The organism is Streptomyces sp. H51, assembly GCF_035656535.1.
In the GTDB taxonomy this organism is placed as follows: domain Bacteria; phylum Actinomycetota; class Actinomycetes; order Streptomycetales; family Streptomycetaceae; genus Streptomyces.
Genome location: NZ_JAYMHD010000073.1, coordinates 62,692 through 83,831, shown reverse-complemented (window position 1 = coordinate 83,831; position 21,140 = coordinate 62,692). Strand labels below are relative to the sequence as shown.

15 protein-coding genes are annotated in these 21,140 nt (G+C 72.0%); 9 read left to right on the top strand and 6 right to left on the bottom strand.

Features of this window, described 5'->3' with window-relative positions:
• Positions 1-107: 107 nt before the first annotated feature.
• Entirely contained in the window at positions 108-824 is a 717-nt protein-coding gene (locus VKA29_RS26470; RefSeq protein WP_324788496.1) for a hypothetical protein, read from the bottom strand.
• Positions 825-1,010: 186 nt separating this feature from the next.
• Here VKA29_RS26470 and VKA29_RS26465 point away from each other — a divergent pair, with 186 nt between their 5' ends.
• Positions 1,011-1,673: a hypothetical protein gene (locus VKA29_RS26465; RefSeq protein ID WP_324788495.1), complete on the top strand. Its 663-nt coding sequence runs from the start codon at positions 1,011-1,013 to the stop codon at positions 1,671-1,673.
• A 77-nt stretch (positions 1,674-1,750) separates the two neighbouring features.
• On the opposite strand, the gene VKA29_RS26460 is transcribed toward VKA29_RS26465, so the two are convergent.
• The 3 genes from VKA29_RS26460 to VKA29_RS26450 all read right to left on the bottom strand — a co-directional run bounded on the left by VKA29_RS26460 (position 1,751) and on the right by VKA29_RS26450 (position 5,737).
• Entirely contained in the window at positions 1,751-3,001 is a 1,251-nt protein-coding gene (locus VKA29_RS26460) for an MFS transporter (protein WP_324788494.1), read from the bottom strand.
• A 361-nt stretch (positions 3,002-3,362) separates the two neighbouring features.
• Positions 3,363-3,761 carry a (2Fe-2S) ferredoxin domain-containing protein gene (locus tag VKA29_RS26455; RefSeq protein WP_324788493.1) on the bottom strand — a complete coding sequence of 133 codons (399 nt, stop codon included), beginning with the start codon at positions 3,759-3,761 and terminating at the stop codon, positions 3,363-3,365.
• Positions 3,758-5,737 (bottom strand): heavy metal translocating P-type ATPase, encoded by a 1,980-nt coding sequence (locus tag VKA29_RS26450; RefSeq protein WP_324788492.1) that lies wholly within the window; start codon positions 5,735-5,737, stop codon positions 3,758-3,760. Before VKA29_RS26450 ends, VKA29_RS26455 begins: the two co-directional genes overlap by 4 nt.
• 134 nt (positions 5,738-5,871) lie before the next feature.
• Here VKA29_RS26450 and VKA29_RS26445 point away from each other — a divergent pair, with 134 nt between their 5' ends.
• The 3 genes from VKA29_RS26445 (at position 5,872) to VKA29_RS26435 (ending at position 10,348) form a co-directional block, all read left to right on the top strand.
• A complete protein-coding gene (locus VKA29_RS26445) occupies positions 5,872-6,285 on the top strand; it encodes a metalloregulator ArsR/SmtB family transcription factor (protein ID WP_324788491.1) in 414 nt (137 codons plus the stop codon).
• Between the two features lie 233 nt (positions 6,286-6,518).
• Complete coding sequence (locus VKA29_RS26440; RefSeq protein WP_324788490.1) at positions 6,519-6,839, top strand: CU044_2847 family protein; 321 nt, start codon at positions 6,519-6,521, stop codon at positions 6,837-6,839.
• A gap of 5 nt (positions 6,840-6,844) precedes the next feature.
• The gene (locus tag VKA29_RS26435; RefSeq protein WP_324788489.1) at positions 6,845-10,348 is read left to right on the top strand and encodes an ATP-binding protein; all 3,504 of its coding nucleotides are present in this window, start codon (positions 6,845-6,847) and stop codon (positions 10,346-10,348) included.
• Between the two features lie 140 nt (positions 10,349-10,488).
• On the opposite strand, the gene VKA29_RS26430 is transcribed toward VKA29_RS26435, so the two are convergent.
• Entirely contained in the window at positions 10,489-11,205 is a 717-nt protein-coding gene (locus tag VKA29_RS26430) for a TetR/AcrR family transcriptional regulator (RefSeq protein ID WP_324788488.1), read from the bottom strand.
• Between the two features lie 177 nt (positions 11,206-11,382).
• On the opposite strand from VKA29_RS26430, the gene VKA29_RS26425 reads away from it, so the two are divergent.
• Positions 11,383-12,993, top strand: coding sequence for a CocE/NonD family hydrolase (locus VKA29_RS26425; RefSeq protein WP_324788514.1), 1,611 nt, complete (start codon positions 11,383-11,385; stop codon positions 12,991-12,993).
• Positions 12,994-13,166: 173 nt separating this feature from the next.
• Here the strand turns inward: VKA29_RS26425 and VKA29_RS26420 are convergent, their stop codons facing one another.
• Positions 13,167-13,985, bottom strand: a complete 819-nt coding sequence (locus VKA29_RS26420; RefSeq protein ID WP_324788487.1) for an SAM-dependent methyltransferase — start codon at positions 13,983-13,985, stop codon at positions 13,167-13,169.
• A gap of 309 nt (positions 13,986-14,294) precedes the next feature.
• Between VKA29_RS26420 and pstC the strand changes: the two genes are divergently transcribed.
• From pstC to VKA29_RS26400, 4 genes are read left to right on the top strand one after another with little or no spacing between them, the layout of a single operon-like run.
• The gene (gene pstC, locus VKA29_RS26415; RefSeq protein ID WP_324788486.1) at positions 14,295-15,311 is read left to right on the top strand and encodes a phosphate ABC transporter permease subunit PstC; all 1,017 of its coding nucleotides are present in this window, start codon (positions 14,295-14,297) and stop codon (positions 15,309-15,311) included.
• Between the two features lies 1 nt (position 15,312).
• Entirely contained in the window at positions 15,313-16,719 is a 1,407-nt protein-coding gene (pstA, locus tag VKA29_RS26410) for a phosphate ABC transporter permease PstA (protein WP_324788485.1), read from the top strand.
• A complete protein-coding gene (locus VKA29_RS26405; RefSeq protein ID WP_324788484.1) occupies positions 16,719-18,443 on the top strand; it encodes a phosphate ABC transporter substrate-binding protein PstS in 1,725 nt (574 codons plus the stop codon). Before pstA ends, VKA29_RS26405 begins: the two co-directional genes overlap by 1 nt.
• Entirely contained in the window at positions 18,440-21,130 is a 2,691-nt protein-coding gene (locus VKA29_RS26400) for a hypothetical protein (protein WP_324788483.1), read from the top strand. Before VKA29_RS26405 ends, VKA29_RS26400 begins: the two co-directional genes overlap by 4 nt.
• Positions 21,131-21,140: the final 10 nt, after the last annotated feature.

The following is a 21,140-nucleotide window of genomic DNA, read 5'->3' as shown; positions in this document are numbered from 1 at the left end:
CGCTGCCTCCTCCCCCGGCGGCGGGGGCGGTGTCCCGGCCGTCCAGGCCGGGGCACGGCGGGCGGGTCCGGGGGTGTCCGACGAATGAGCGACACCGCGGGCATGCGTCAGACATCCTCCAAGGCGAACACGGTGATCCACTCGGCGTCCGAGGCGTGGTAGCCCAGTGCGGTCAGGGCCTCGGAGGCGGCGCGCATGTGGGCGGCGCCGTACACCACGGCCACGGTGAAAGGGCCGCTCCGGCCCGCGTAGCCCCGGTCGAAGTCGGTGAGGGACCGGACCAGCAGCCGGTCACGGCGACGCAGCACCAGGTCGTCCAGGCCCGGCCAGAGGTCCGCCGCCGCCTCCTCGGCCTCGCTCAGCAGGTCCTCCGTCGCCAGGTGCCGGGCGAGCCACCGGCGTGTCCCCAGCAGCCGCATCCCCGCCGTCACGGCGGGGACGACCGTGGCCACCATCGCCCGTTCCTTCCACGGCAGTCGCCGGTAGCCCTCCTGGAACCGGTCGCCGCTCATGTCCGGGCACACCACCGGCAGCCCGAGCGCGTCGAAGTCGATGTCCTGCACCACCAGCCCCAGCCGCTCGTGACCGTCCAGCCGTCGGTACGACGCCACCAGGGCGTCGGCGCCCGCCGAGCCCTCACCGACGCCCTCGGCGATCACGAGGTCGCAGCGGTCACGCAGCCGGGCGGTCACCTCCCGGTAGAAGGTCTCCTCGGCCAGATGGATCATGGGAAAGAGCAGGAAGGCGAGCCCCGTCCCCGGCCGTTCGAAGCGGGTCACCGCCGACCGCACGCCGGCCAGCTCCGTCACCTCGATGAACTGCACGCGCGCCGCCCCCTTCAGGCCGTCCTCACCCACCTCCACGCCGATGAAGGCCCTGAAGGTTGCCCGTACGCGCGTCGCGGGCGCCCTCCGGGCGCCGGTTCCCCGCCGCCGGCCCGCTCCGGCCGCCTGTCGCGCCGGGGAGCCGCTCGCCGACCACACTGGAAACGTCGGCCGGAGGAGGTTGCGATGGACACGAACACCGGTGCACGACCGCTGCTGCTGGACAGCGTCCTGCCGGATTTCCGCTTCAGCCGCCTGGAGTGCACGGCCGTCGCCGCGGGACCGTCACAGACCTATCGGGCGGCGCGCGAGCTGGACCTTCTGACGGTCCACTCCCCGCTGTTCGAACTGGCCGCCCGGGCACGCGGCGTGCCCGACCGGCTGCGCGGCGACCCCGCCCCGCCCCCGCCCTCGTTGCGGCTGGCCGATCTCTTCGACACGGCCACGGACGAGGAGGAGCGGCACGACCGGCCCGACCCGCGCGAGCCGGAGCAGCCGTGGGTCGGGCTGGCCGAGGATCCGGGGCGGGAGCTGGTCTTCGGCGCCGTCGGGAAGGTGTGGCAGCCGTCCATCCAGTGGCGGCGGGTCGAGCCCGGCGGTTTCGTGGAGTTCGCGGAGCCGGGCTGGGCGAAGATCGCCGCCGCGCTGGTCGTCCACCCCTACGGCACCCGCCGCTGCCTGCTGACCTACGAGGCGCGCACGGCCTGCACCGACCAGGCCACCACCCGGCGCTTCGCCCGTTACTGGACGCTCGTGTCGCCCGGTGCCGGGATCGTCATGCGCGCGGCGCTGCAGGCGATCAAGCCCGCGGCGGAGAAGGAGGCCAGGTCCGCCACCGATCCGCGGTAGCCCGGCGACCGCGGGGGCCCGACGGATGCCGGGGCGTGCGCGGGCGTGCGGGCTGTCCCCGCTCCCCGACCTGCCGCCTACGTACGGGAGGAACCCGCCGCCTCGCTCACGGGCTGCCCGGTCGCGGCGTGTCCGGCGTCGGCCGGGGCCTCGGCGCCGGAGGAGACGACCACCTCGGAGTCCGGGCCGCCGCGGTCGAGGACGCCTCCCACGACGGCGAGACCGAGGCCCGCCACGGCCAGCGCGGCGCCGACCGGAGCGGGCGAGGTCCAGCCCCAGCCCGCCGAGATGGCCAGGCCGCCCAGCCAGGCGCCGCCCGCGTTGGCCAGATTGAAGGCGGAGTGGTTGGAGGCCGCCGCCATCGTGGGGGCGTGCTTCGCCCTGGCCATGAGCAGCATCTGGACCGGCGTGGTGATGAAGGCGCCCATCGCGCCGATGAAGGTGATCGTCACCAGGGCGGGCACGGTGCTGTGCACGGTGAAGCAGAACGTCACCAGCGCCGCGGCGAGCGCGGCAAGCCCCCCGTACAGGGTCGGCCGCAGCGCGCGGTCCGTGAGCGGGCCGGCGATCAGGGTGCCGAGCGTCATGCCGACGCCGTAGAGCGCGAGGACCAGGGTGGTCGAGGAGTCGGAGATGCCCGTCACACGGGTCAGCATCGGCACCAGATAGCTGTAGACGGCGAAGAACCCGCCGAAGCCCACCACGGCCGTGGCCAGGCCGATCACGACCTGCCGGTTGCCCATGGCCCGCAGCTCGTGCCGGACGCCGGACCGCCGGCCGCGCGGCTGGTGCGGGACGAACCGGGCCATCGAGGCGAGCGCGAGGAGGCCGATGACGGCGACCGCGCCGTAGGCGGACCGCCACCCGAACTGCTGGCCGAGCGCGGTGCCGGCGGGGACTCCGACGATGTTGGCGACGGTCAGTCCCAGGAACATCTTCGAGACGGCGCGCGCGGCCCGTTCGGGGGCGACGAGCCGGGAGGCGACGACGGCGCCCACGCCGAACAGAGCGCCGTGCGGCAGGCCCGCCAGGAAACGCGCGGCGAACAGCAGGGCGAAGTCGGGAGCCAGCGCGGATGCGACGTTGCCGACCACGAAGAGCCCGGACAGCAGCAGCAACAGCCGTTTGTGCGGCACCCGGGCGCCGATGCCGGTCAGCACGGGTGCACCGACGACGACACCGAGCGCGTAGGCCGACACGAGGTTGCCGGCGTGCGGCACGGACACGCCGACCCCGTCGGCGATCTGGGGCAGCAGCCCCATCGTGGCGAACTCGGTCGTGCCGATACCGAAGGCGACGACGGCCAGCGCCAGCAGAGCCAGGGGCATGGTGCGGGAGAACCTTTCGAAGAGCGCGGTACAGGAGCAGGACGGCAGAAAGGACCGGAACCGTCCGGATCCTGTGGCCTGCCGCGCCGCGCACCATTGCCCGGCCCACCCCGGGGCAGGGAAGGCCTCTGAGGGTGCAGCGGTGACGGCAGACCGCACATTCCAAGATCGGGCCTCGGGCGCAGTGATCTACGTCATGCCGCATCTGGCGCGGCCAGGGCCCGGGGGCCGTCTCCCCGGTCTCGAAGGCCGGGGAGACGGGACGCGGGACCGGGGAACCGGGGAACCGGGCACCGGGCCCCGTGGAACCGGGCACTGGGCAACCGGGCACTGGGGAACCGGGCTGCCGTGCCCCTGGGGTTCAGTCCTCCACCGAGCGCCGTACGCGCCGGGACGGACCGAACTCGTACAGGTCGAGGATCACCGGCGGATCGGCGACGCCCGGACCTCCGGCCCTGACCCACGTCACGATGTCGGCCGTCGCGTCGGGGTCGTTGACCAGCCCGAGCCAGACCGGCCGCCCGCCCGCGGCCCGCCCGGCCGGGGACGGCTGCACCACGATGACGTTGGCGTGCTCGCAGGCGTCCAGGCAGTTCACCGCCCTGACCTGGGCGACCGGCCCCAGCTGAGCTTTCAGCGCGGCCAGTTGGGCGGCGTGGTCGACGCCGGGAATCTTGGCCGTGCCGCAGCAGCAGCCCCGGCACACGGTGACCGTGCACCGGGGCGCCGCCGCCTGGGCGGGGGCCTTGCGGCGGCTCATCCGGCGGCCCGCTTCCAGGCCGCCTCGCGCAGCAGTCGCAGCCCGTTGAGGCCGACGATGACGGTGGAGCCCTCGTGGCCCGCGACACCGAGCGGCAGCGGCAGGTTGCCGACGAGGTCCCAGACCGCCAGGCCCGTGATGAAGACACCGGCGACGACCAGGTTCTGCGCGACGAGTCTGCGGGCCCTGCGGGACAGGGAGATCACGGCGGGGACGGCGGCGAGTTCGTCGCGGACGATGACGGCGTCGGCGGTCTCCAGGGTGAGGTCGGAGCCTGCCCGGCCCATGGCCACGCCGGTGTGGGCGGCCGCCAGCGCCGGGGCGTCGTTGACGCCGTCGCCGACCATCATCACCTTGCGGCCCGTGTCCGCCAGCTCCCGCACGGCGCCCACCTTGTGCTGTGGCAGCAGTCCGGCGCGCACGTCCCCGATGCCGACCTCGGCGGCGAGGCGGGCGGCGGCGCGCGGATTGTCGCCGGTCAGCAACATCGGCGCGGTCCCGGCGAGGAGCGTGAGGGAGGCGACGGTGGCACCGGCGTCGGGGCGCAGCCGGTCCGCGACGCCGAGCACGCCGACCGGCGTACCGGCCACGGTGACCACCACCGCGGTGCGCCCGTCGTCCTCCAGTCCACCGGCCAGGACCGACGCCCGCGCGGAGTCCGCGTCGGTCGCGCCGTTCAGCAGCCGGGCCGGGGCGCCGACCGCGACCACGCGTCCGTCGACGGTGGCGGTCACGCCGACACCGGGCGTGGAGTCGAAGTCCTCCGCCGTCGGCGGGGCGAGCCCGCGCCGGTGCGCGGCGTCCACGACGGCGTGCCCCAGCGGATGCTCGCTCGGGTGCTCCGCGGCGGCCGCGAGGACCAGCAGCCCGTCCTCGTCCAGGCCGGATCCGGTCAGCGGCAGGATGTCGGTGACCCTCGGGGTGCCCTGGGTGAGGGTGCCGGTCTTGTCGAGCGCCACCGCGTCGATCTGTCCGAGCCTCTCCATGACGACGGCCGACTTGACCAGAACACCATGCCGCCCGGCGTTGGCGATCGCGGACAGCAGGGGCGGCATGGTCGCCAGCACGACCGCGCAGGGCGAGGCCACGATCATGAAGGTCATGGCCCGCAGCAGCGAGTCGGTGAGGTTCGCGCCGAGGGCGAGCGGGACCAGGAACACGGCGAGGGTCACGGCCACCATGCCCAGCGAGTAGCGCTGTTCGACCTTCTCGATGAACAACTGGGTGGGCGCCTTGGTCTCGGACGCCTCCCGCACCATGCGCACGATCCGTGCGATCACCGTGTCGGAGGCGTCGCGCTCGACGCGGACGCTGAGGGCGCCGGTGCCGTTGAGGGTGCCGGCGTAGACCTCGTCGCCCTTCTCCTTGGCGACCGGCAACGGCTCGCCGGTGATGGTCGCCTGATCGACCTCGCCGGCTCCGTCGAGTACGCGGCCGTCGGCGCCGATGCGTTCGCCGGGCCGTACGAGGATGGTGTCGCCGACGGACAGTTCCTCGACGGGGACGGTCTCCTCGGCGCCGTCCGCGCCGACGCGGGTCGCCGTGGCGGGCGCGAGATCCAGCAGCCCCCGCACGGAGTCGGCGGTGCGTGCCGTGGCCAGCGCCTCCAGCGCGCCGGACGTGGCGAAGATGACGATCAGCAGCGCGCCGTCCATGACCTGGCCGATCGCCGCCGCCCCGAGCGCGGCGACGACCATCAGCAGGTCGACGTCGAGGGTCTTCTCCTTCAGCGCCCGCAGGCCCGCCAGTCCCGGCTCCCAGCCGCCGGCCGCGTACGTCAGCGCGTACAGCGGCCCCCAGGCCCAGGCCGGTGCGCCGGTCAGCTGGGCCGGCAGCGCGAGCAGGAAGCAGACCGCGGCGAAGGCGGCCCAGCGCGCCTCGGGCAGGGCGAGGAGGCGGGTGCCGCGCCGGGGCGTGCCCGTGTCGCGCGCGGACGCCGCCCGGTCGGCGGGGGCGGAGGCGAGGGTGGAGGTCATCGGAGCGGAGGTCCTTCGAGAAGGTACGACGAGGCAGCGGTCGGCCCGGTGGAGGCGCCGCTCCCCTCACCGTACAGGATCACATGAAGAGACTTTCATGTATCCACGGGTCCGCGCTCCGTAGGATGAGTGCCATGGGCCACGGAGCTGACGCCAAGACCACCGCCACCGCGCGCGAGCGCCTGGAAACCGTGGGCGCCGCCGACGTGGCCGCCACCCTCCAGGCCCTCGCCACCCCGTCCCGGCTGCGCATCCTGTCCCGCCTCCAGGAAGGCCCCTGTGCGGCGACGGAGCTCGCCGACGCCGTCGGCATGGAGCAGTCCGCCTGCTCCCACCAACTGCGCCTGCTGCGCAACCTCGGCCTGGTCACCGGCGAGCGCCGGGGACGCTCGGTCATCTACGCCCTGTACGACAACCACGTCGCCGAGCTGCTGGAGCAGGCCCTCTACCACGTGGAGCACCTGCGCCTCGGCCTGCGCGACACCCCGGCCGACGTCCCGGCCGGGGCCCCGGCCGACGTCCCGGCGGAGACGGCCGGGGCCCGCTGAGCGCCCACCCGCCCCTCACTCGCGCAGCCGCCCTCCCCGACGGTCCATTCGGCGAGCGGCCCCGAGCCGCCGCCGGCCACCACTCCCCCGCGCCCGGCGGAACGCGCTCCACCGGCTCCCGGCCCGTACGAAGAGGACCTGGATTTCCCTGCGACGCCGCCGCTTTATAGCTCAAGATGATAAAAATCATTGCCGACCCCAGGACTGGGATCGGCTGGGCGCTGGGGGGCACTGTGGCGGAACTCGTCGTGATGGCGGTGGACGGTGACGGCGACGGTACCGCCGTCTTCGAAGTCGAGCCCGGCTCAGGCGGATCGGACCTGGAGCTCGCAGCGGACGACGGACTGATGGCACGTGCCCAGACGTCGCTCCGCGAAGCACTGGACCGGGTGAAGCCGGCTCTGTCCCAGGTCTCCGCGACCGTTCGAGAACTCAGTCCGGATGAGATGGAAATCCAGTTCGGGTTGAAGATCGGCGGCGAAAGCGGCGTGATCATCGCCAGGGGGACGACAGAGGTGAACTTCGCCGTCCGGGTGGTCTGGAAGAACTCCTGATCCACGTGCACGCGCGGCGGGAGGGTTTCATCGTAGCGATCCGGCCGCCGGCCTCCGGGGCTCCTGTCGGCCTCGGGTTCGTTGTCGGGGACCGGTACATCGTCACCTGTGCACATGTCGTCAACGCGGCGCTCGGCCGCGACAAGCACCACCATGAGCGCCCTGACGACGGCGCACGCGTTCAAGTCGAGTTCGTGCTTCTCGGCGACGTCGACGGCGCACCGCTGCGCATCTGCCGGGTGGCGGCATGGGATCCTCCTGAAGGATCAGTCGCCTCCGGACGTGATGTAGCCGGCTTGGTGGTTGTCGGCGGAGACACACTGCCGGTTGGCGCAGGGCCGGCACGGTTGGTCGACGCGCGCACGGGCCAGGCCCCCGACGCTCAGGTTTCGGTGTTCGGCTATCCGAGCCACCCCGACCGAAGAGACAAGGGCGCTTGGGCCACGTGCTCGATTCGAGGAGCGGTCGGCGGTGGCTTGATCCAGCTCGACGCCCGCGCCGAGGCAGCTTTGCGAGCTCAGCCCGGGTACAGCGGCTCGCCGGTCGTGGCGACGGATCGCTGGGGCGATGCAGCGGTGGGGATGCTCGCCATCGCCAGCAGGGCAGGCGCGGCACAAGACGCCTATGCCGTACCTCTGTCGGAAGTGGCGGCGGTATGGCCCGAGGCTCTGGGCCGGCTGGTGCTGCCCCCTTGTCCTTACCGAGGACTTCAGGCGTTCACGGCCGCGGACGCTCAGGCCGGCGTGTTCCTGGGGCGCGAGCGCGAGGTCAAACGGCTCCGGGACATGGTCAAGGGGCAGCCGCTCGTCGTGGTCACGGGTCCGTCCGGAGTAGGCAAGTCCTCCCTTGTCGCGGCAGGTCTGCAGCCCGCACTCGCGGCCGACGGATGGAGCGTGGCCTCCTTTCGGCCGGGAGTAACCCCGTACGAGTCGGTTGCCCGTGCCCTGCTGGATCTTGAGCATCCTGGAGCGAACCATTCCCTTGAGCAGTTGGACCACCGCGCCCGGATACTGCGGGAAGACGGATTCTGGCCGGTGGCTTCGCGGGTCGCACTGCTGACGGGCAAACGCCTGGCTCTCATCGGGGATCAATTCGAGGAAGTACTGAGCGCGAGTCCGGACACCGAGAAGGCGCTGGAATTCCTGCAGCATCTGTTCCCACCACCGGACACGGTGCAGGATGCGAATGTCCGTCTGGTTTGCACACTGCGCGCCGACTTTCTGCCCGATCTGCTTGAAATGCCCCATATCGGGCCCCGGCTGCAAGATCGGCAGTTGAACGTCTCTCCGCTGGACGTGACCGCGTTGACGCGCGTGATCGTGGAACCTGCACAGCTGGCCGGCGTGGCCTTCAGCCCAGGGCTGGCCGAACAGATCGCTTCTGAAGCGAGCAGGGCGGCGGGAAGCCTGCCGCTGCTGGAGTTCACCCTGACCGAACTGTGGCCCCTGCAGCGCGAGCGCCAGATCACCTTTGACAGCTATTACGGCCTCGGAGGCGTATCCGGAGCACTGAACCAGCACGCCGAGAAGGCCTACCACTGGCTACGGCACCAACTCCGTCTGGACGAACAACGCATCCGACGCGCACTCCTTTCGATGATTCGGGCCCGTGGCGGATCTTCCAGCGCCGTCCGCGTCACGGCGGACCGTTCCTACCTCGGAAATGACTGGTACATCGCTCAACTGCTCGCGGACCCGGACCGCCGTCTGGTCATCCTGGGATCCGATGGCCCCGAGACGGCGGAGATCGCCCACGAGGCGCTGATCCGCGAGTGGCGCAGGCTGTCGACATGGGTCGAAGAAGACGCGGACTTCCAGCAATGGCTGACGATGATGGAGGAACGCGCCCGAGACGGGGACCTGTTGTCCGCCACCCGGTTGTCCGAAGCGCAGCAATGGCTGAGTGAACGCCGGTCCGACATCCCTCACGAAGTCGCCGATCTCATCGAACTCAGCAGCGTAGTGATTCTCGAACAGCAGAAGACCCAGCAACTGCTCAGCGAATCCCAGGAACTGACCGAGCAACTCCGTGAGCGGTCGGCCGAACTGGAAGTGCGACAGAGATACCTACATGAATCCAACGCCAAATTGGAGGAACAGGCCGAAATTCTGGCGCAGCGAAACCGCGACATCGAGATGAAGTATACCGAGATCGAGATGGCACGTCAGGTCCTGGAAGAGCGCGCCGAGCGCTTAGCCGTCTCCATGCGTTTCAAATCCGACTTCATATCCGATATGTCACACAGATTACGGACCCCTCTCAACTCCCTCTTGTTCCTGGCCGAGTTGCTCACCGAAGATTCAGAGGCACATCTCTCACAGAAGCAGCTCGAAATTGCCCAGGAGATCCTCTCCACCGGCAGAGACGTCCTTCAGCTGACCAATGACGTCCTCGACCTGTCGATGGCCGAATCGGGAAAGATGGACGTAGCGGCCACCAGTGCATCGCTTACGCAGCTCGCCCACCACCTCGAGGCCAGGTTCCGGCCACTCACCGCAGAGAAGAAGCTCGAATTCACCGTGCGCGTCGCATCCGTCCTTCCCGACACGTTTCTCACCGATGAGCGGCGGCTGTCGCGGGCGGTAAGGGAGCTGCTGTCCAACGCGGTGAAATTCACCGAGTCCGGATCGGTGGAACTGGCCATACTGCCTGCCGGCCCGGATATCCCGTTGGCCGTAAGGGAACATCTGCTGGAGGCCGGCTCTCTCTCACGTCCCGACGGGGAACTGGTCGCATTCTCCGTGACCGACACCGGCATAGGGATCACGGCTGACAGACTTCCGGTGATCTTCGAGGCGTTCACGCAAGGGGGCGACGTGATCAGCCGATCATACGGCGGTACGGGCCTGGGCTTGTCCATCGCGCGGGAGGTCGTCCGACTGCTCGGCGGTGAGATCCATGCACAGAGCGAGCCCGGACGCGGCTCGAACTTCACCATCTACCTGCCACTGCGCCCGAGCGGACTGCCACCGCGCACCTTCCCGCCCGCACAGGCTCACGACGATGTCCCCGCGCTCTTCGCGCCACGCGGCTCCAACGCCTCCGGCCCTGACCGATGGGGCAGTCCGAAGCAGCCCGCAGGAACAGGGCCCGGCTCGGACATCCCAGTCGGCGGTGAGAAAGTGCTGATAGTCGACGCCGACATCCGTCATCTGTTTTCGATCACCGCCGTCCTGGAACAGTACGGATTGAACGTGCTGTCCGCCGAGAACGGTCGCGAGGCCATCGAAATCCTGAAGCAGCAGGACGACGTGGCGGTCGTCCTGATCGACATCGTGACACGGGAGAGGGACGGCTTGGCGACGATCACGGCGATCCGTGACATGCCCGCGTTCGCCGGATTGGCGATCATCGCGGTGACGGCCACGGCGACCAGGAGCAATCGGGAGTCGGCGATCGAGTCGGGAGCTTCGGATTGCGTGGTCCGGTCCACCGCTCCCAACGTCTTGCTGCCGCTCCTGCGTCGCTGGATCGAGGCACGTCGTACCGATCCCGAGGAAGCTCCCTGACGGGACCACAGATCTGCCCTGGACAGCCGCGAGGCGGTCCATCGGCGACGCCGGAAGAGCGCATGCCTGGTTGCCCCGGTCTCGGGTGTCCGCAGGAACGCCGCACCTGCCGCGACAACACGGTCACGTGCCCGGTGGCGTCAGTCGGTGGCGAGGCCGTCGACCAGACGGCCCAGGAAGCGGGTGAAGGTCGCTTCGGGAGTGAGGGGGCGGCGGGGGGCGGAGAGGGCTTCGGCGAGTTCCGGGTGGCGGCCGTCGGCGGCGACAGCGGCCAGGTAGCGGGCCTCCGCCGCCGCCCTGTCCGGGACGCGTGAGAGCGCGGCCTGCGCGATCTCGTGGGCGACGTGCCCGGCCACGAACGCGGTGAGCTGGGCGAAGACCTCCAGCTTCGCCGCACCGTCCAGCCCGGTGGGCCTCAGGACGGCGAGCGCGTGTTCCAGGAACGCAAGCGTGTTGGGGCCCGGCACCCGACGGGCGGACAGGGCGGCGGGCAGCCAGGGGTGACGCAGCATGTGGGCGCGCTGCAGGTGGGCAACGGCCTTCAGATCGGCACGCCAGTCGCCGCTGGGCGGGTCCGTGACCGTCAGCTCGCCGCTGACGTGGTCGACCATGAGTTCCAGCAGCGTCTCCTTGTCAGGGGCATAGCTGTAGAGCGACATGACGCCGGCTCCGACCTCGGCGGCCACCCGTCGCATGGTGACCGCTTCGAGCCCCTCCGCGTCCGCCAGAGCGACGGCCGCCACGACGATCGCCTCCCGGCTGAAGGTGGGCCGGCGGCCCCTGCGGGGCGCCACGGGGCGCAGCCAGAGCTGTTCGGGGTCGACGCCCGCGGCGCCGGGCCCGACGTCGTGTGACACGGCCTCGCGCTCCTTCCTGTGGTCGTGGAGGCGGTCGCTGTGAAGGTCATCCAAGCATCCTCTATTCTCGTACAGCGTACGGAATAGAGGGAGGGAACGATGTCATCGAGCAAGCCCGAAGCCGCGGCCGGACGAGTCCGGGTACCGCCCGCCGGAAAGCCGCCGCTGTCCTCACGGATGACGAAGGCGACCTGGCGGGGTCTGCCGGCCAGACGGCACGGGGTCGGATGGGAGCCGGGGCTGGTGGTGCCGGCGGGCGACGGCAGCCCATTGATCACCGACCATTACTTCCCGCGTGCGGAGGGCGACTTCCCGACCCTCCTGGTCCGCTCGCCCTATGGCCGAGGCCTGCCGTGGTCTCCGATGTACGGCCTGCTCTTCGCCGAACAGGGCTTCCACGTGGTTCTGCAGAGCTGCCGCGGCACCGGTGGCTCGGGCGGCGCGTTCGACCTGTGGCGCAACGAGGCCGCCGACGGCCGGGCCACCGTGTCCTGGCTGCGTGAGCAGCCCTGGTTCAACGGAACGCTGGGCACCGTCGGCCCCAGCTACCTGGGATACGTGCAATGGGCCCTCGCTCCGGACCCGCCGCCGGAACTCAAGGCGATGGTGATGCAGGTGGGGCTGCACGATCCCTGGGCCCTGTTCCACGCGGACGGCGCGCTGCGCCTGGAGAACGCCCTCGCCGTCGGCGTGAGCATGACCTACCAGCACCAGGGGCTGGCCCCGTTCGTGAAGGCGACGCTGCGCCTGCGGCGCCGCCTGCACGACGTCACCACCGCACAGCCCCTGCGCGGGGCGTACACGTCCGCGCTCGGCGGCGAAGTGGGTTGGCTGGACGAGGTGATGACACACCCGGACGCCGAGGACTCCTATTGGCGCGGCGCGTCGACGGCGGCGTCGGCGGAGCGGCTCGGCGTGCCCACGGCTCTGATCACCGGATGGCACGACGCCCTGGCCGACCAGACCTTCGAGCAGTACCACCGGATGCGTCAGGCCGGATGTGAGACCGCCCTGCTGGTCGGCCCCTGGACCCACACCTCGGCCCTGCGGCAGGGATGGCCCGAGGTGTTCGCCGAAAGCCTCGCCTGGCTGCGCGCCCACCTGTGCGCCGAGCCCTCCGGCCTGCGTCCCACCGCGGTGCGCGTGTACGTCGGCGGCGAAAACGTCTGGCGGGACCTCGACGACTGGCCGTCGGAGCCCGCCGCCACCTCCTCCTGGTATCCCGCTGCCGGCGGGCACCTCACCCGCCAGCCCGGCACGGACTCCGCGCCCCTGACATCGTTCCGCTACGACCCGGCCGACCCCACCCCGTCGTTCGGCGGCCCGCTGCTCTCCCGCACCTCCGGCCCACGCGACAACCGCGCCCTGGAAGCCCGGGACGACGTCCTGACGTTCACCGGTCCACCCCTGACCGAGCCGCTGGACATCCTCGGCCCGGTCTCCGCACGGCTGAACATCTCCACGGACACCGGGCACACCGACGTCTTCACCCGCCTGTGCGACGTGGACGCACAAGGCCGCTCCATCAACGTCTGCGACGGGCTGGGCCGGATCCGGACGACCGGACACGCGCCCGCGCAGATCACCGTGCCGATGAGCGCCGGCGCGCACCGCTTCGCCGTCGGCCACCGCATCCGCTGGCAGATCAGCGCAGGCGCCCACCCCCGCTACGCCCGCAACCCCGGCACCGGGGAATCGCCGGTGGACGCCGCCACCTTCACACCGGTGCGCGTCACGCTCCACACCGACTCGGCGTTGACGCTCCCCCACGGCTCCACGCCCTGGTGATTCATCGGGCCTCCGGGGACCGGCGGCCCATTCAGGCGGCCGGTCCCCGCTCGCTCCCGCAGGCCGCAGGCCGCAGGCCGCAGGCCGGTGGCCGGCCCCGGAGCCCGGCCTGCCTGCCTGCCTGCGACAGGAACGCGGTCAGCGGGGCGAGGCCCGGGCGACGGGGGCATCGTTCAGGGCTTGCGGGCCAGCGCGGCGACGATGAGCCGTTCCCAGACGGTGAGTTCGCGTTCGCCGCCGTCGCTCCACAGGCTGTCGGCGGTGTCGGGACGCCACAGGGGTGCGGGCACGATCCCGGGTTCGAGGATGTCCAGGCCCTCCAGCAGGGCGGCGATCTCGGCGTCCGTGCGCCACCGGCCGCGGCCGAAGGTCCGCTGCAGCGTCCGCTCGGCCTCCTCCGTCTCGGGGTTGTCGCCGGAGCGGAAGTGGCTGACGAAGAAGTAGCTGCCGCAGGGCACGTGGTCGCGCCAGTGGCGGACGATGCCCGCCGGGTCCTCGTCGTCGTTGACGTGGTGCAGGACGGCGCTGAGGACGACGGCGACCGGGCGGTCGAAGTCGATCAGTTCCAGGGTGCCGGGGTGGGTACGGACGTCCGCGGGATTGCGGACGTCCGCCATGACGACCCGGGTCCTGTCGTTCTGCTCCAGCAGGGCCCGCCCGTGGACGAGGACCTGCGGGTCGGTGTCGACGTAGACGACCCGGGACTCGGGGGCGTGCCGCTGGGCGACCTGGTGGACGTTGTCCGCGGTGGGAAGGCCGCTGCCCAGGTCGACGAACTGCCGCACGTCGGTGGTCGTCGCAATCTGCGCGATCGCGCGTATCAGGGCTGCCCGGTTGGCGAAGGCGATGGCGACCGACCCCGGAAGGTCACGCTTGAAGACGTCGCCGATCTCCCGGTCCACGGCGTAGTTGTCCTTGCCGCCCAGCAGATAGTCGTAGACGCGGGCGATGCTGGGGGTGGTGGGGTCGATGCTGGAGCCTTCGTCCGTCATGGCGGTCATCCTCCCCCACGGCACCGCCCGCCTGCCGCCGCTTCGGCGGTCTCGGCGCGGCCCCATGCCGGGCCGGGCCCGGCACCGGCCCACGGCTTCGCCGCCGCACGCCGCGTGCGGCACCGTCACGTCGCGTCGGCCGGGCAAGCGCCATGCCCACACGAGGCGCACAGAGAAGACATGATCTGTTCCCGGTCCGGCCACATGTGAAAGGCGCGTTCGAAAAGGTTCGGCCATTGACTCTCCTCGCGCGGCAGCCACTCGGCTCCGTGCGCGGAGAGTCGTTTCATCTGTAGGGGCGTGCGTTTCATGGAGTCCGCTGAGGAAGAAGAGTCCGACAGATCCGGCAGATTCGAGCCACGGCGGCTGTACACCGGCCGGGGTGTCGGTGACCGGATCCTCCGGATTCAGTTGACGGCCACCGGCGTCGCCGTTCTCGCCGTCATGGCGGCCGTCGGGCTCTTCCTGCTGCTGAGGGCCGGTCAGGCGCTGCGGGTCAGGGGGTGGGCGTTCCTCACCACCGCCGAATGGCAGCCGGACGTCCACCGGTTCGGCATCGCGGCGGTGCTCACCGGAACCCTGCTGATCGCGGCGGTGGCCGTGGCGCTCTCCGTGCCGCTGGCCCTCGGCACGGCGTTGTTCATCTCCGAGGTGGCCCCGCGCCGGCTGCGCCGCACGCTGGTGACCATGGTCGACCTGATGGCGGCCGTGCCGTCCGTGGTGTACGGGCTGTGGGGGCTGTTCTTCCTGCAGCAGCACGTGATCGGGCTGTCGCGCTGGCTGTCCGACTGGTTCGGGTGGATCCCCCTGTTCACGGTGGACGGCACCCGGTCCGGCGATCCGCTCGCCTCCGACAGCGTCTACACCGCCTCCACCTTCGTCGCCGGGATCGTCGTCGCGCTGATGGTCGCGCCGATCCAGTGCTCGGTGATGCGGGAGGTGTTCACGCAGGCCCCGGCCGGCGAACGGGAAGGGGCGTACGCGCTGGGCGCCACCCGCTGGGGCATGATCCGCGCGGTCGTCCTGCCGTACGGCAAGGGTGGCGTCATCGGCGGCACGATGCTGGGCCTCGGCCGGGCCCTCGGCGAGACGATCGCGGTGTACCTGATCATCTCGCCGGTCTTCGTGATCCAGCCGCACATCCTCCAGACCGGCTCCAACTCGGTGTCCTCGCTGATCGCCCTGCACTACGGCGACGCGTCCACCTTCGGCATGTCGGCGCTCATGGCGGCGGGCCTGGCGCTGTTCCTGCTCACCCTGGCGGTCAACTTCACCGCCTCGTCCATCGTGGCCCGCTCCCGGTCCGGCGCGCAGAGCGAGGCATGAGATGACCGTCGTGGAAGAGACCGCCACCGCCCCCCTCGCGGCGCCGGCCGCGGCGGCCGTCGGCCCGGACACCGGCCCGCCCGAGGAGCCCCGCCGCATCGGCGGCCCCACCCGGTCCGGGGTGCTGTCGCTGTGCGGCGCCGCCGCCTCCGGGCTGTGCATCGCCGTGCTGCTGTTCGGGCAACTCGCGCCCTTCTCGGGTGCGTTGGGCTTCGCTGTCACCGCCTATCTGTGCTTCCTCCTGATCTACGCCGTGCTCACCGGACTGGAGGAGGACGTGCAGGCGGTCCGGGACCGGGTGATGACCGTCGTGCTGTGGACGGCGGCCCTGGTGCTGTGTTCCGGGCTGGTGCTCGTCGTCGGGTTCACCGCCTGGCGGGGCCGGGACGCGCTGCCGCACGCCAACTTCTTCACCCAGGACATGCAGGCGTCGGGCCCGCTGGACCCGCTCACCCGCGGCGGCATCGCCCACGCGATGCTCGGCACCCTCATCATGATCACCATCGCCCTGGCGATCACCGTCCCGCTCGGCCTGTCCTGCGCCGTCTACCTCAACCAGATCCCCGGCCGGTTCTCCCGGTTCGTCCGGACCATCGTCGAGGCGATGACCGCGCTGCCGTCGATCGTGGCGGGCCTGATGGTGTACGCCACCTGGATCCTCGGCCTCGGCATGCAGAAGTCCGGTCTCGCGGCGGCCTTCGCGATCAGCGTGATGATGCTGCCGATCGTGATCCGGGCGGCGGACGTGGTGCTGCGCCTGGTACCCGGCACGCTGACCGAGGCCGCCGAGGCGCTGGGCGCCCCGCGCTGGCGGACCGTGTGGCACGTGGTACTGCCGACGGCCCGCTCCGGGCTCGCCACCGCGGTCATCCTCGGCACCGCGCGCGGCATCGGCGAGACCTCGCCGGTCCTGCTCACCGCGGGCTTCACGGCCGCGCTCAACGCCGACCCCACCGAGGGGCCGATGCTCTCGCTGCCGCTCGCGGTGTTCACCTTCATCAAGTCGCCGGAGCCGACGATGATCGCCCGTGGTTTCGGCGCGGCGGCGGTGCTCATGGTGCTGGTGCTGGTGCTGTTCGTCGTCGCCCGGGTCATCGGCGGCCGCGGGCCGGGCCACCAGAGCCGCCGCCAGGCCCGCCGCACCGCCCGCGCCTCGCGCCGCACCGCCGCCCGCTTCGACGAACGGCACGCCCCGCGGCTGTCGTTGTTCGACGACGGCCCCGCCGCGAGCACCCCCGCCGGGGACGCCCCCGGCGTGAACCCCGGCCCCGCCGTGCGCACCGGCGTCGGCACCGGCCCGCACGGTGCCGGTACCGGCACCCGCACCGCCGATTCCCCTGTCACCGAAGACCGCCCCGAAGACCGCCCTGAACACACGCCCGGCGAGAACACCGGAGAGACCGACTGATGCTCAGCCACCTCATCCCCCGTCTCCGCCGCCTGCGGGCGGCGGCGGCCCTCGCCGCGATGCTCGGTGTGATCGCCGGGCTGCTGGCCGGGCCCGCCGCGGCGCCGGCCGCGGCGGAGAGTTACACACCGATCGCCGGAGCGGGCTCCACCTGGGCGGAGAACGCCGTCGACGAGTGGCGCCGGGCCGTCAACCAGTACGGCATGCGGATCAGTTACGCCGGCACCGGTTCCTCCGACGGCCGCCGCCAGTTCCTGAGCGGCACCGTGGACTTCGCGGTCTCCGACATCCCCTTCCAGACCAACCCGACGGACGGTTCGGCCGCCGAGCGGCCGGCCTCGGGGTCGTACGCCTACATGCCGATCGTGGCCGGCGGCACGGTCTTCATGTACCACCTCACCGCCGGCGGCAAGCGGATCACCAACCTGCGGCTGTCCGGCGACGTCGTCACCAAGATCTTCACCGGCGTGATCAAGAGCTGGGACGACGCGGCCATCCGGGCCGACAACCCCGGCCTGCAACTGCCGCACCGCGCCATCGTGCCCGTGGTCCGCTCAGACGGCTCCGGCTCCACGGCCCAGTTCACGACGTGGATGGCCGACCAGCACAAGCAGTTGTGGCAGGCGTACTGCGGACGCGTGGGCCGGTCCGGGGCCTGCGGGCAGACCTCGTACTACCCGACCGTGCCCGGCATGATCGCCCAGTCCGGCGACCTCGGCGTGGCGGGCTACGTCGCCCAGAACTACGGCGAGGGCGCGATCGGCTACGTCAACTACTCCTACGCCCTCAACGCGCACTTCCCGGTCGCCAAGGTGCTCAACCACTCCGGCTACTACACCGAGCCGACCCCGCAGAACGTCGCCGTCTCGCTGCTCAAGGCGAAGATCAACACCGACAAGGGCTCACCGGACTACCTCACCCAGAAGCTGAACGGCGTCTACAACGACACCGACAGGCGCAACTACCCCCTCTCCAGCTACTCGTACATGATCCTGCCGCTGAAGGTGCAGGGCACCTTCACCAAGGCCAAGGGCAAGACGCTGGGCGCGTTCTCGTACTACTTCATGTGCCAGGGCCAGCAGGCGGCGCCGCAGCTCGGCTACTCGCCGCTGCCGATCAACCTGGTGCAGGCGGGCTTCGAGCAGATCCGCCGGATCCCGGGCGTGGTGGCGCAGAACATCAACATCAAGGGCTGCAACAACCCCACCTTCACCGCTTCCGGCCGCAACAAGCTCGCCGAGGAGGCGCCGTACCCCGCGGCGTGCGACAAGAAGGGCGCGGCGCCCTGCACGACCGGCAGCGGAGGAGCGAAGGCGGGCAGCGGCGGCACCTCGGGCGGCGCGTCCGGGGGCTCCGGGACCGGCGGGGGCGCCTCGGGCGGCTCCGGATCCGGGGCCGGCGGCTCGACGGGCGGTGGCGGCACGGCGGGCGGCGGCACGGCGGGCGCGGCGTCCGGCGGCTCCGGGACGGCCGTCGACCCCGACACCGGCCAGACGGTAGCCGCCGACGGCACCGCCGCCGGCACCGCCGGGGGCGCGGGCGGCACCGTGGCCCTCGCCCAGCCGGTCTCCGTGGAGGGCCGGAGCGGCTGGACGAGCACCCAGACGCTGATGCTGCTGGCCTCGTTCCTGGTGCTGGGGCTGGTGCTGCTGCCGTCCGTCGTGTCACGGCTGCTCGCGGGCGCCCGCTCCCACGGCGACGCCACGGACGGGGGCCGGCGATGAGACTGCCGCGCCCCCGCCCGGCCCGACGAAACGTCCCCGCCCTGCGCAACGCCCGGGTCCTGCGCAACGCCCTGGTCCGTCTGGTCGCCGGTGCCGCGGCCGGCGCCCTCGCGGGGCTCGCCGTCGCCCAGGCGGCGCCCGCGGCCCCCCTCGGCGCGGGCGGCACCGCCACCGGCTCCGCCGTCACCGTCTCCGGCCGCGGCGAGTTCGCGGACATGCGGTTCACGGTCGGCCAGACCACCCACCTCACCAGCCAGGCCGTCAAGGTCTCCTGGACGGGCGGCGCCCCGACCAGCTTCGCCGGCACCCTGTTCGACACCGACTTCGTGCAGATCATGCAGTGCTGGGGCGACGACGACGGCACCGTGCCGTCCAACCCCGGCCCGCCGCGCACCCAGTGCCAGTACGGCGCCTCCCCGACCACCGACCGCGGCAACTGGCCCGGCAACGGACAGGACGACACCCGCCAGGTCTTCTACAGCGCCGACCCCACCAACTACGGCCAGGACGACCGGTACGGCGCGGCCAACCCCAGCGCGCCGGGCGAGGTGCCGTTCAAGTCGGTGGACGGCACGGTCGTCACCACCGGCACACAGAACAACGCGCTGTTCAACCGCAACACCACCAACGAGGTCGACTTCGCCCGCACCGGGGCCGACGGCACCGGCCAGGAGTACTTCGAGGTGCAGACCGCCAACGAGGCCCCGCACCTGGGCTGCGGCATGCCGGTCACCCGCGACGGCGTCACGAAGCCCCGCTCCTGCTGGCTGGTGATCGTCCCGCAGGGCCACCTGGACCTGGACGGCAAGCCGTACGCCGACCACAGCCAGGTCAACGCGGGCTCCCCGGTGTCCTCCACCAACTGGAGGAACCGCATCGCGATCCCGCTCGGCTTCAACACCGTCGGCGCCAACTGCGCGCTCGGCGCGAAGGAGCGGCCCACCCTCGGCAGCGAGCTGGCCGCGGACGCCATGACCAGCTGGCAGGCCGCCCTGTGCCCGGCCGGCAAGGTCTACGGCTACACGCAGCTCGGTGAGCCGGACACCCGCGCCCGGCTCACCGCCGAAGGCGGCGCCGGCCTCGCCCTCACCACCCGCGCGCTGGGCGCCGACCCGGGTACGACCGCGCCGTCCGGGACGACGACGTACGCTCCGGTCGCCCTCTCCGGCGCCGTCATCGGATTCACGATCGAGCGCAGGCCCAAGGCCGGGGCACCGGACGACATCCGCCGGCTGGCGGGCACCAAGGTCGAGTTGATCAGGCTCACCCCGCGGCTGGTGGCCAAGCTGCTCACCGAGTCGTACCGCAACTCGCCCTGGGGAGCGGTGGTCGGCGACACCACGGCCAAGGGCTACGGCTGGGCGAAGGACAACCCGGCGGGGCTGGCGAGCGACCCGGAATTCGTCGATCTGAACCCGGAGTTCGCGTACCTGTCGGTCGCCGAGACCCCGGCCACCGACACCGACCTGCTCACCTCGCTCGGCCACACCGACACCGCCCGGGCGCTGTGGCGGTGGATCCTGGCCGACAAGGAGGCCCGGCAGTTCCTCGACGGCGTCTCCGACGACCACGGGATGCGGGTCAACCCGTACTACAGCACCAACGCGGACCTGAACCCGACCGGCGCCCCGTTCGACCCGTCGGCCACGGACGACTACCCCAAGAGCGATCCGTGGTGCACCGTCCCGCCGGGCACCGACGCGCCCGCCGACCAGAAGCAGTGCATGACCGACTTCCACCCGTACGTGACGGACATGCACTCCGGGGCCCTGCACACCCGGCGCGCCGACACGCTGTGGAAGTCCAGCTGGGACGCGCTGGCCAACCCGCCCGCGTACAAGAGCACCGGCCCGCAGACGGTCGGCTCCCGGTTCGTGATCACGGTCACCGACGCGGCCTCCGCCGCCCGGTACGGCCTGCAGACCGCCCGACTGCGCAACACGGCGGGCCGGTTCGTCGCCCCGTCGGCCGGCTCGCTGACCGAGGCGGCCGAGGGCGCCTCCGGCACCGGCGTCGCCGAGATCACCCCGGCGAACGCGAAGGCGAAGGGCGCCTACCCGCTGGCCCAGCTGGTGTACGCGGCGGTCCGGCCGGGCTCGCTGAAGGCGGACGCCCGCAAGGACTACGCGGCGCTGCTGACGTACGCGGCGGGCGGCGGCCAGGTCAGCGGCGCCGACCCGGGCCGCCTGCCGGCCGGGTACGCCCCCCTGCCGCGGGCCCTGCGCACCCGCACCGCCCACGCGGCCGACGCGCTCCTGCACTACTCCGGGTCGACGGCCACCGGCGACGCCCCCTCCGCGAGCGGCGGCAGCGGAACGCTCGGCACGGGCGCGGGCGGCAGCGGCACCGGCGGCACGGCGGCCGGCGCCGGCACGGGCACCGAGTCCGCGCCGGGCGGCGGCGCCGGCGCCACCCCGACCACGCGGGCGTCGTTCGACGGCGGCAAGGCGCTGCAGACCACGGCCGCGGGCAACACGCCCGCGGACCCGGCCAACCCGCTGCGCTACGCCGTCCCCGTCGGCGCCGCCCTCGGCGCGGCCGCCGGGGTGGGCGCCCCCTTCGCCGGCGGCAGCCGGCCGCGGCTGCCGCTGCGGGTGCCGCTGCCGGGCGGCCGCACGGTGACGCTCGTACCGGAGTTCACCCTGCCGGAGCGGCTGCGGAGGCTGCTGCCGCCCGGCCGGGGGTGAGAACCGGGCC